This is a genomic window from Sedimentibacter sp. (assembly GCF_033447055.1).
Lineage (GTDB): Bacteria > Bacillota > Clostridia > Tissierellales > Sedimentibacteraceae > Sedimentibacter.
Window position 1 is genome coordinate 1 of record NZ_JAWQJF010000013.1, and the last position, 11,343, is coordinate 11,343.

At 33.6% G+C, this 11,343-nt stretch carries 14 protein-coding genes; 12 read left to right on the top strand and 2 right to left on the bottom strand.

Going from position 1 to position 11,343, the window contains the following annotated elements; genetic code table 11:
• The 12 genes from SA378_RS01000 to SA378_RS01055 form a co-directional block, all read left to right on the top strand.
• Positions 1 to 386 (top strand): glutamate ligase domain-containing protein (locus SA378_RS01000; RefSeq protein WP_412178657.1); only part of this gene is annotated, 386 nt, incomplete at its 5' end.
• A complete protein-coding gene (ftsW, locus tag SA378_RS01005) occupies positions 358 to 1,479 on the top strand; it encodes a putative lipid II flippase FtsW (protein WP_318524133.1) in 1,122 nt (373 codons plus the stop codon). The genes SA378_RS01000 and ftsW, both read left to right, overlap by 29 nt.
• Positions 1,480 to 1,643: 164 nt before the next feature.
• Entirely contained in the window at positions 1,644 to 2,771 is a 1,128-nt protein-coding gene (gene murG / locus SA378_RS01010; protein WP_318524134.1) for an undecaprenyldiphospho-muramoylpentapeptide beta-N-acetylglucosaminyltransferase, read from the top strand.
• Positions 2,772 to 2,822: 51 nt separating this feature from the next.
• The gene (gene murA / locus SA378_RS01015) at positions 2,823 to 4,085 is read left to right on the top strand and encodes a UDP-N-acetylglucosamine 1-carboxyvinyltransferase (protein ID WP_318524135.1); all 1,263 of its coding nucleotides are present in this window, start codon (positions 2,823 to 2,825) and stop codon (positions 4,083 to 4,085) included.
• A 35-nt stretch (positions 4,086 to 4,120) separates the two neighbouring features.
• Positions 4,121 to 4,930, top strand: coding sequence for a cell division protein FtsQ/DivIB (locus SA378_RS01020; protein WP_318524136.1), 810 nt, complete (start codon positions 4,121 to 4,123; stop codon positions 4,928 to 4,930).
• The gene (locus SA378_RS01025; RefSeq protein WP_318524137.1) at positions 4,923 to 5,636 is read left to right on the top strand and encodes a DUF881 domain-containing protein; all 714 of its coding nucleotides are present in this window, start codon (positions 4,923 to 4,925) and stop codon (positions 5,634 to 5,636) included. The genes SA378_RS01020 and SA378_RS01025 overlap by 8 nt, the downstream gene beginning before the upstream one ends.
• Positions 5,637 to 5,639: 3 nt before the next feature.
• Complete coding sequence (locus SA378_RS01030; RefSeq protein WP_318524138.1) at positions 5,640 to 6,368, top strand: DUF881 domain-containing protein; 729 nt, start codon at positions 5,640 to 5,642, stop codon at positions 6,366 to 6,368.
• A 13-nt stretch (positions 6,369 to 6,381) separates the two neighbouring features.
• Positions 6,382 to 6,726: a DUF1290 domain-containing protein gene (locus tag SA378_RS01035; protein WP_318524139.1), complete on the top strand. Its 345-nt coding sequence runs from the start codon at positions 6,382 to 6,384 to the stop codon at positions 6,724 to 6,726.
• Between the two features lie 96 nt (positions 6,727 to 6,822).
• The gene (gene ftsZ, locus SA378_RS01040) at positions 6,823 to 7,905 is read left to right on the top strand and encodes a cell division protein FtsZ (protein ID WP_318524140.1); all 1,083 of its coding nucleotides are present in this window, start codon (positions 6,823 to 6,825) and stop codon (positions 7,903 to 7,905) included.
• 138 nt (positions 7,906 to 8,043) lie between these two features.
• Positions 8,044 to 9,648 carry an ABC-F family ATP-binding cassette domain-containing protein gene (locus SA378_RS01045; protein WP_318524141.1) on the top strand — a complete coding sequence of 535 codons (1,605 nt, stop codon included), beginning with the start codon at positions 8,044 to 8,046 and terminating at the stop codon, positions 9,646 to 9,648.
• A complete protein-coding gene (locus tag SA378_RS01050) occupies positions 9,648 to 9,914 on the top strand; it encodes a hypothetical protein (RefSeq protein ID WP_318524142.1) in 267 nt (88 codons plus the stop codon). The genes SA378_RS01045 and SA378_RS01050 overlap by 1 nt, the downstream gene beginning before the upstream one ends.
• Before the next feature lie 264 nt (positions 9,915 to 10,178).
• Complete coding sequence (locus SA378_RS01055) at positions 10,179 to 10,379, top strand: cold-shock protein (protein WP_019229488.1); 201 nt, start codon at positions 10,179 to 10,181, stop codon at positions 10,377 to 10,379.
• 40 nt (positions 10,380 to 10,419) lie between these two features.
• On the opposite strand, the gene SA378_RS01060 is transcribed toward SA378_RS01055, so the two are convergent.
• Both SA378_RS01060 and SA378_RS01065 read right to left on the bottom strand, forming a co-directional pair.
• Entirely contained in the window at positions 10,420 to 10,653 is a 234-nt protein-coding gene (locus SA378_RS01060) for a hypothetical protein (RefSeq protein ID WP_318524143.1), read from the bottom strand.
• Positions 10,654 to 11,343, bottom strand: a 690-nt coding sequence (locus SA378_RS01065; RefSeq protein WP_318524144.1) for an oligopeptide/dipeptide ABC transporter ATP-binding protein, incomplete at its 5' end; no start/stop codon positions are given. It lies immediately after the preceding gene.

Here is an 11,343-nt window from a genome sequence, read left to right on the forward strand (position 1 = left end):
AAGGAACAAATCCTGATGCTTCAATTAAAGCCGTACAGGGAATAGAAAAGCCAATTGTTTTAATTGCAGGGGGCTATGATAAAAAGTCATCGTACGATGAATTTATAAATGCATTTGACAATAAAGTAAAAGCCATGGTTCTTCTTGGTGAGACTGCAGATGACATAGAAAACTGTGCCCGAAAATATGGCTTTACTAACATATACAGAGTAGGAAGCATGGATGAGGCTGTGAAAAAATGTTTTGAATTGAGCGCAGAAGGAGATAATGTAGTTCTTTCACCCGCTTGCGCCAGCTGGGGAATGTACCTTAACTATGAAGTTAGGGGAAGAGATTTTAAGGAAAGGGTAAAATATTATGGAGGAATCAGTACACAAAGCGAGTAAAAAAACTGTTGACTGGGTTTTGGTTTTTATAATTGTAGTATTGGTGCTCTTTGGTTTCTTGATGGTTTATAGTTCCAGTTATCCCGACGGATATTATAAATTTGATGGAGATCCGTTTTATTTTCTAAAAACACAAGTGATGGCAGCAGTTATAGGGCTTGCTGGCATGATTTTTTTTGCAACTGTCCCATACAAAATATATGCAAAATTCAATAAGGTTATATTGATTGCGTGTGTTGGATTTGCTCTTTTGACAGTAGTTCTGGGAATAGCTTCTAATGGTGCACAAAGATGGATAAATATCGGTGGTATATCATTACAACCTTCAGAAATAATTAAAATAGGCGGAGTTTTATACATGGCCAATTATTTCGATAAAAACCGAAAAAACATGAGTTCCTTTACAAAAGGATTTATACCTTCTATGTTGTTTATTGGTGTGTTCTGCGGCTTAATTGCTTTGCAGGATGATTTAAGCACAGCGATTATACTTGGAGGAGCGCTCATGGTTATGTTTTTCTGTGCAGGTGCCAGAATATGTCATTTAGTAATGCTAGTTATTGCTGCTGTTCTGGGGATTGCTGTGATGATTGCAATGCAGCCTTACAGAATTACAAGAGTTATTGTGTTTTTTGATCCTTTTAAATATCAACAAGATGAGGGATGGCAGATAATTCAGTCATTGTATGCTCTTGGAACAGGTGGACTCTTTGGCATGGGAATTGGAAAAAGCAGACAAAAGTTTTTTTATCTCCCTGAAGCGTATAATGATTTTATTTTTTCAATAATTGGAGAGGAATTAGGATTTATAGGATGTGTATTTGTAATGTTGGGCTTTGTTGTGTTTGCATGGCGCGGCTTAAGAATTTCAATGAATACTGAAGATTTTTTTGGAAGTCAGGTTGCTCTTGGCATTACAACATTGGTGTTGGTTCAGTTTATAATACATGTTGCTGTAGCAACATCCTCAATGCCTCCTACAGGAAGAGCTCTTCCTTTTATAAGTGCGGGAGGATCATCACTGATGTTTTTATTATGCTCCATGGGAATTTTATTAAATATATCTAAATACGCAAATACTTTTAGGAACTAAGATGCCCTAACCCCATTTTTCAGAGTCTTTTTTCTGAAAAATGGCGGTAGGTCATTCGCAACGAGCACCAAATTTATGTGAGTGGTAGCGAGCAAATAAATTTGTGATGCGAGACTGCGCCTATTTAATAACTGTTATACAAATTATAAAAGGAACGTGATTAAATGAGAGTACTTATAACTGGTGGCGGAACTGCAGGACATATCAATCCGGCTTTAGCCATTGCACAAAAAGTTAGGCTTCAAAATTTATCAAATGAAATATTGTATGTGGGAACAAAAAACGGATTGGAAAGTGACCTCGTTCCTAAAGAGGGGTTCAATTTTAAACATGTAACTGCAAAATATTTAGTAAGGAAAATAAGCATTCAAAATATAAAAACTATGATAGCATCAGCAAAAGGTGTTATAGAAGCTTCTAAAATAATAAAAGATTTTAAGCCTGATATAGTTGTTGGTACAGGTGGATATGTCTGTGGTCCTGTTGTTTTGGCAGCGCATTTGAATAAAATTCCAACAATGATTCACGAGCAAAATGTTTTTCCGGGAATAACAAATAAATTGCTTTCTAAAGTTGTGGACGTAATTGGAATAAGTTTTAGTGAAGCAGAAAAGTATTTTCCGGAACAAGTGAGAAATAAATTAGTGTTAGTGGGAAATCCTGTAAAAAAGGATATATTAACAGCAGACAGGAAAAAATCAAGAGATAAGTTTAATATTAGTTCTGACGACATATATATATATTCTTTTGGGGGAAGCGGCGGACAAATAAGCTTAAATGAAGCAATGATAGATGTCATAAAAAAATACAACGGGAAAAACGGCATCAAAATTCTTCATGTAACAGGAAAAAGACTTTATGATGACTTTATGGAAAAGCTTAATCACAATGTAAAAATCGAAAAAAATATAGAAGTTGAAAATTACATGTATGATGCAGCGACGGCTTTGTCGGCATCAGATATTGTAATTGGAAGTGCCGGAGCTATCACAATTGCTGAAATTACTGTAATTGGTGTACCATCTATACTCATACCCAAGACGTATACTGCTGAAAATCATCAGGAATACAATGCACGTGTTTTAGAAAAGGAAGGCGCTGCTAAAGTTATACTTGAAAAGGATTTAAACGGTACTGAGCTTATAAAGGCAATAGAGGAAATAATCGACAATAAAAATATGCTTAAAGCGATGTCCTTAAATTCTAGAAGGATGGGGAATACTGATGTTGAAAATAAAATATATGAAGCTATGGTAAATCTTATTAACTTGAAATCCAAAAGTAACAAGTAAAAAATCTATGCATAACATATAATATGTTATTCTTGTTGCGGAGGGATAAAGATGGGAAGCTTTATAGTTGAAGGAAGAAACAGCTTAGAGGGAATAGTGGATATCGGCGGGTCTAAAAATGCTGCTCTTCCTATTTTAGCTAGTACAGTTATTTGCGGAAGAGAATATCTTCTTGAAAATATACCGGATATCGAAGATGTTAAAGATATGCTGGAAATTCTGGAAAGTATGGGATGTTCTGTTCAATATGATAATGGCGTTGCATTAATTGACACGCGAGGACTTAACACTTTTTCAGTACCGGAAAGACTTGTAAGAAAAATCAGGTCATCTATTATACTGATGGGTTCAGTGCTCCTTAGAACAGGAAATGTTGAAATTGCATATCCGGGAGGATGTGAAATTGGTCTTAGACCAATTGATTTGCATTTAAAAGGGTTAAGAAAATTAGGGGTAGAAATACTTGAGAAAAATGGGCTTTTAGTTGGTTCTGTAACAGAACCGTCCAGTTGCGAAATTCAGTTAGACTATCCAAGTGTTGGAGCAACTGAGAATATTATGTTGTTTGCAGTTGGAGTGCCAGGTAAGACAGTTATTAATAATCCTGCGAAAGAACCGGAAATAGTTGACTTGCAGAATTTTCTGAATACGTGCGGTTATTGCGTAAGCGGTGCAGGAACAGGATTGATTGTAATAGAAGGAAAAGAAACACAAAATACAGATACTGTGGAATATAAGATTATATCCGACCGCATTGAGGCAGGGACTTATTTGAGTGCAGCAGCATCGATGAAGAGCAAAATATACATAAGAAACATAGAAAAATCTCATTTTAAGTCAATTACTTCAATATATGAAGATGCAGGATGTGAAATAAGGGAAACACATGGAACTATTGTAATTTCTAACAGTGGCAGAATAAATGCCATAGAAAAAATCACGACACAACCATATCCCGGATTTCCAACAGATATGCAGGCGCAATTTATGGCGAGTATGGCTACTGCGGATGGAATAACAATAATAGAAGAAACAGTCTTTGACAGCCGGTATAAACATGTTCCCGAACTTCAAAAAATGGGCGCTAATATAACAACTATCGGAAGGGTTGCTGTAGTAGAAGGCGTTGACAGACTATATAGCGCAGAGGTTGAAGCAAAGGATTTGCGCGGTGGTGCAGCCTTGGTAATTGCAGCATTAGGAGCAGAAGGTATAACTAAAATAAATAATATTTATCACATAAATAGAGGATATGAAAAGTTTATTAATAAACTTCAGAATTTAGGGGCTATAATAACAGCAACCAATGATTAAAATAATTACGAAAATCATAAAAATCAGGTAAAACAATGTCAGAAGATAAAAACAACAATAAACGAAAGAAAAAGAAAAAGAAAAAAAAGTTCAGAAAACTTTTCATTAGTACAGCAGCTTTTTTTACAGCTGCTGTAGTTGTTGTTTTTTGCTTTTACTACATGTATTTTGAAACTTCTTATTTTGATTTGGTTAAAGTTGATATTTCAGGCAATGAGACATACAATAAAGAGTATATTTTGCAGCAGTCAAAAATTGAACTGGGCAGCAAGATTTTTGAAACAGACAGAACTAAAGTAAAAGAAAATATTGAAAATGAAATTTATATTGAGAGTGCAAAAGTTGTTTATGAACTTCCAAATAAAATATATATAGAAGTAAAGGAAAGAAAAGAAAAGTATCAAATTTTCTACAATAATGAATTCATAATAACTGATAAATACGGAATTGTACTTAACACTAGCACGAAAAAAAATGAATTATTATCTATTGAAAGTTTGACTGAGGTGATATACAATGTAGGAGATAGCGTACAATTTGACGGTATTGACAATATTAACAGTATATTTGATACTATTGAATATATTAGCAGCGAAGTTGGAAGCGAAACAATGAAAAGTGTGACGGTTGATAGAAATAATAGTATTTTGCTTGCAACTGAATATGGTACAATGATAAAAATAAGACTTTGCGAAGATATTAAATATCAAATTGTTTTTGCTATGAAAATAATAAATGAAAGATTAAATAACAATTTAACGGTATCTAATGGGTTAATAGATTTTACAAAGGGGGATAGTCCTGTGTATATAGAGGACTTTAAAATGGAGGAATACAATGAATAAAATGTGGCAAAAGGGAATGCTGTTTGCTATAAGTGTGATATTGGGGATTATTTGCATGACGCAAGTTCAAACAACAAATAATATTTTAGGAAATGATACGCCCCAAGACAAAGCAAGCCAGTTAAATAATGAGCTTGCAGAGCTTAATATTGAAAAAACAAAGCTGAGGGAAGAATTAGATGCTCTTAAACAAACAGCTGATGAAAATGGGAAAATATACGATGCAAAAGAAGCAGAGTTGGAAAGACTCAAAGAAGAACTGAAAAAACAGCAGATATTGTCAGGGTATTATGATGTTAAAGGACAAGGTACTATAATAACTATTGACTCTCAGCCTAATTACTATGTAAGTCTTGCATCAAGCCATCAGTATATTTTGGCACTCATCAGTTATTTGAATAATGCCGGAGTAGAAGCAATATCGATTAATGGCCAGAGGTATACAAACTATACAGAAATAGTTCCGGTATTAGATCACATTAATGTAAATGGTGTAGCAATGGTGCTTCCTTTAGAAATAAAGGCAATAGGGAATTCAAGGACTATAGATGCTTCTTTGAATTTTGTAGGTGGTATCGTGTCTCAGCTTAGCCAAATAGGCTATACTATAGAAACTGAAAACTCTACTGAAGTTTTTATAAACAGATATGATGGTGAAAAAGAATTTAAATATGCAGTACCTATAACCATTAAAGAAGAATCATAAAGATTGGAGGAGATTGACATAAAAATCAAACCTTTGAATATTATAATATTTGTACTGATTTTTATCGTTTCTGCCACAATCGTAAATGGGGTAAATGCAAATATCGATGAAAATTCTATTTATTTGTTGAAAAATTTAAACAAATATGAAGACAATATAGAAGACATGCGTAAAGTGGTTGATAATTTAAGAACTGAAGTAACGAATGAAGAAAAACAAATTAGTAATTATGAAAACGAAAATTTTTTTAATGAAATAATAGATATTAATTCTAAAATCGAGGAATTAAAATTTTATAATGGTTTTACTGACGTGAGAGGTCCCGGAATAATGCTTAGGGTTTCAGACAGCATAAGCGAAGATGAAAACTTAGATATCATGGATAAAATTGTACATGATGTTGATATTACAATACTGCTAAACGATTTAAAAAGTGCCGGCGCTGAAGCTATCGATGTGAATAGCAAAAGAATTGTAAATATATCAGAGGTTGTGTGTGCTGGACCGGTGTTGAAAATAAATGGGGAAGCGGTTCCTGCTCCTTTTGTCATAAGGGCAGTGGGAGACCAGGAAGCTTTATACAATGTATTGACTGAAGAAGGCACTTATGCCTATGATTTAAAAAACAAATATGGAATGGAAGTTGCAGTGATAATGAGCTATAATCTTTCAATTCCAAAGTTCAAAGAATCAGATTCTCAAGTTAAATATGCGCAGAGCGTAGAAAGATAAGGGGTTGAATTAAATGATATATGTTGCTGCAGGCTTAGTGCTTGGTGTAATAGCTGGGTTGAATTTAAATTTAGTGTACAGTCCTGAATATGCTGTTTATATTTCTCTAACAGTACTGGCTATGCTAAATTCTATTTTTAATATGTTAGCTGAAAACTTAAATGGTGGATTAACTACCGTAAAAAGCATAGTGTTTTTAGCAGGTGATTTAGCATTTGCATTATTTTTAGGTTACATTGGGGAACAGCTGGGGTTGCCTATTTATTTGGCAGCGATTTTTGCATTTGGAAATAATATTTATAAAAATTTAAAGATTATGCTAAATTATTTGCTTGAAAAAAATAATAAAAAAAAGTAAACTGTTTAAAAATATGTATGAAAATTTAATAAGTTATGATATAATACGTCTTATAATGAATAAAGAAAAATTTTCTCTCGTTTAGGAGGTCAATATATGTTTCAATTTGAGGAACCATCAGAAAGACTTGCAAATATTAAAGTAATAGGCGTTGGGGGCGGTGGAAACAATGCTGTTAACAGAATGATTGAAGCCGGTGTCAGAGGCGTTACATTTATAAGCGTAAATACGGACAAGCAGGCATTATATTCATCTAAGGCAGAAATTAAATTTCAAATTGGCGAAAAACTTACCAATGGATTAGGTGCAGGTTCTAAGCCTGAAATAGGTGAAAAAGCAGCTGAGGAAAACAAGGCAGACATTGCTGAATTAGTTGAAGGCGCTGATATGGTATTTATAACTGCAGGAATGGGTGGAGGTACAGGTACAGGTGCAGCACCTTATATAGCGAATATTGCAAAAGAACAAGGGATACTTACTGTAGCAGTTGTAACTAAGCCTTTCATGTTTGAAGGCAAGAATAGAATGAAAAATGCTGAATCGGGACTTAAAAAATTAAAGGAAAATATAGATACTTTAGTGGTTATACCAAATGATAAGCTTTTGGAAATATCAGATAAAAAGACAACTATGCTTGAAGCTTTTACTCTTGCAGATGACGTGCTAAGACAAGGTATACAGGGTATATCTGATTTGATAGCTATTCCGGCTATAATGAATTTGGATTTTGCAGATGTTGAAACTATTATGTCAGGTCAAGGGCTGGCACATATGGGAATAGGGCAAGCTACCGGCGAAAATAGATCATTGAATGCTGTTAAACAAGCTATTCAAAGTCCACTTTTAGAAACATCTATTAATGGTGCAAGAGGAGTTTTGTTAAATATTACCGGTGGTACAAGCATGGGAATCCATGAAGTTAATGAAGCTGCAAAACTCATTGAAGAAGCAGCTGATCCTGAAGCAAATATCATATTTGGAGCAAATATTGATGAATCCATTGGAGATGTAATCAAAATTACAGTTATTGCAACAGGTTTTGGTGAAGGCAAAGATATAAAACAAGTTAAAAACGAAAAAATTGAAGGTGTAAGAACCGGAAAAGAAGATAAATTAGCGAGTCGTGATAATAATCCGTTTGACTTCACAATTCCGAATTTCCTAAACAAGAAAAACTAAGTAAAAGGAGTGTTGGGAAGCAATATTTTCCCATGCTCCTTTTTTTCTTGCAATATTTAATTTAATATGATATTCTTTTAAAGGCTTAAATATTGCATAAAATAAAATATAAAAAATAATATATATAAGGATGATTAAATGATAACAGTAACAAACTTAAGTCTCCAATTTGGAGGAAGCAAGCTTTTTAACGACGTAAATTTAAAATTTGTACCTGGCAACTGCTATGGAGTTATAGGAGCAAACGGTGCGGGAAAATCAACTTTTTTAAAGATATTATCAGGAGAAATTGATTATACAACAGGGGAAATTGCGATACCAAACAATGTAAGAATGTCTGTTTTAAAACAGGACCACTTCATGTATGATGAATTTCCCGTAATGGAAACTGTAATGATGGGAAATAAAAGATTGTACGAAATCATGAAGGAAAAAGAGGTGCTTTATGCAAAGGAAGATTTCACTGACGAGGACGGAGTAAAAGCTTCTGAACTTGAAGGAGAATTTTCTGAAATGAACGGTTGGGATGCAGAGACAGAAATTGCCCAAATTCTTCAAGGCCTTGGAATTGGTTCGGATTTGCATTATTCATACATGAGAGACTTAAACGGCGGTGACAAGGTAAAAGTTATGCTGGCACAAGCTTTGTTCGGAAGACCTGGAATTATTCTTCTTGACGAACCTACAAATAACCTTGACATTGAATCAATCAACTGGCTGGAAGACTTTTTACTTGACTTTGAAGGATTAGTAATAGTTGTATCCCATGACAGACACTTTTTAAATACGGTGTGTACACATATTGTGGATATTGATTTCAAAAAGATTAAAATGTATGTGGGAAATTATGATTTTTGGTATGAATCAAGTCAATTGATGCAGCAGCTAATGAGAGATCAAAATAGGAAAAGAGAAGATAAAATAAAGGATTTACAAAACTTTATTCAAAGATTCTCTGCAAACAAGTCAAAATCCAAGCAAGCAACTTCAAGAAGAAAGCTTCTTGATAAACTGGAAATGGAGGATATGCCTGCATCTTCCAGAAGATATCCTTTTGTAAAGTTTACACCTGACAGAGAAGTAGGAAATGAAATCCTTACAGTTGAAAATGTATCAAAAACAATTGACGGCAATGAAATACTAAAGAATATTTCATTCAGAGTAAATAGAGATGATAAAATAGCATTTGTCGGAGAAAATGAACAGGCTCAAACAACTTTGTTTAAAATATTGACAGGTGAATTGGAACCTGATACAGGAACAATTAAATGGGGACAAACAATAACACAGTCATATTTTCCAAAGGACAATTCGAAATTTTTTGAAGGAGTAAACTTAAATCTTGTAGACTGGATGAGACAGTATTCAGAAGATCAGTCAGAAAGCTTCTTAAGAGGATTCTTGGGTAGAATGCTGTTTTCAGGAGATGATGCGTTAAAACCTGCAAATGTATTGTCCGGAGGGGAAAAAGTAAGATGTATGCTCTCAAGGATGATGCTTTCCGGTTCTAATGTATTAATTCTTGATCAACCTACAAACCATTTGGATCTTGAATCTATTACAGCATTAAACAATGGTTTAATGGATTATAAAGAAATTGTGTTGTTTTCTTCACACGACCATCAGTTTATTCAAACTGTTGCCAACAGAGTTATCGAACTTACTGATAACGGTATGGTTGATATGGCGATGACATATGATGAATATTTGGAAAGAAAAGAAAAGAAGCAGAAGGTGAGTTAATGATTAAAAAACATGCTCAGGAAATGAGTTTTGAAGATTTCAAGAATTCTATAAGTTCAGAAATGCTGAATGAATTGACAAAAATGAACATATCATACAACCGAGCATACAGCATATTTCAAGATTTACTCGGCGAATCTCATTTTGATGAAGACGATGATATAGGAACAATGGATAATATAGTAAGACATATTATTTTAGATTATACTGATGAAGTATTGGCAAATGAATTTTCCAAATATGAAACTGATTGGGAAGAACATTAAAATTTATAAAACAATCAAAAATTTTACGAATTAAAAACAGGTACATTTTATTATAAACATTTAAATTGCAAATAAAATGTACCTGTTAATTCAAAAAAACATTGACAAATTTTAATTTGTATATTATACTTTAATAGTATTACAGATGTATTTATAGATTTCACATGTTTTTAGATATTATATGTGTCACTGTATATAATATGTAAAAATATGTGAATTTTTTATACTATGGAATATAAAATAATATATTATTAGGAGGTACTCATGGCTAAGGGTACAGTTAAATGGTTTAACTCAGAAAAAGGATTTGGATTTATTACAAAGGAAGATGGAAATGATGTATTCGTACATTTCTCAGCTATCCAAGGAGATGGATTCAAAACTCTTGAAGAAGGTCAAAAAGTAAGTTTTGACGTTACTCAAGGAAACAGAGGAGACCAAGCAGCTAACGTAACTAGAATTTAAGTAGCAGCTTAGTGAAAAACCGGGATTAAATCCCGGTTTTTCAATATAAATATCCCAACAAAAACACCACTGCTGTCATTATGGCTACAAACGCTATAAAGTATGGTAGCACCAATGAAAACACTGCCAGTATCATAGCTAAAAGGTCATTCTTTTCCAGTTTCAATTTAGCACTTTCGTATTTTTGCTCTTCATCATTTTTATATTCACTTGGCAAATTAGCTCGTCTTATTTTTTCTAAGTCTTTTTCAACTCTATTTTTTCCAAATAACATTTAAATTACTCCATTTGCTTTATGGCACATTACAAAATGCCCATCATTAATTTCAACGTATTCAGGTACTTTTTCTCTGCATATATCCTTTGCATAAGGACAGCGTGTGTGAAAGCGGCAACCTTTTGGCGGATTAGCCGGAGAAGGAATGTCCCCTTTTAAAATTATTCGCTTTTTATTTTGTCTTACAGTAGGATCAAAGGAAGGAGCAGCTGACAACAAAGCTTCTGTATATGGATGCAGAGGATTTGTAAAAATTTGTTGTTCACTTCCTTTTTCAACTATTTGACCAAGGTACATCACTGCAACATCGTCACTTATGAATTTTACAACTGACAAATCGTGAGATATAAACAAATAAGTTAAACCAAAGTCTTCTTGTGCATCTTTTAAAAGATTTATAATTTGTGATTGTATTGAAACGTCTAAAGCAGAAACTGCTTCATCACACACAATAAATTCAGGATTGACTGCTAATGCTCTGGCTATGCAAATTCGCTGCCGCTGTCCGCCTGAAAACTGATGAGGGTAACGGTCTGCTTGTTCGGGGAATAGTCCGCATCTCATAATTACTTCAATTGCTTTTTCTTTCATTTCTTTTTTATTTCTTACAATATTGTGTTGAAGCATGGCCTCTCCTACAATTTCATAAACAGGTAGACGTGGATTTAATGAACTGTAGGGATCTTG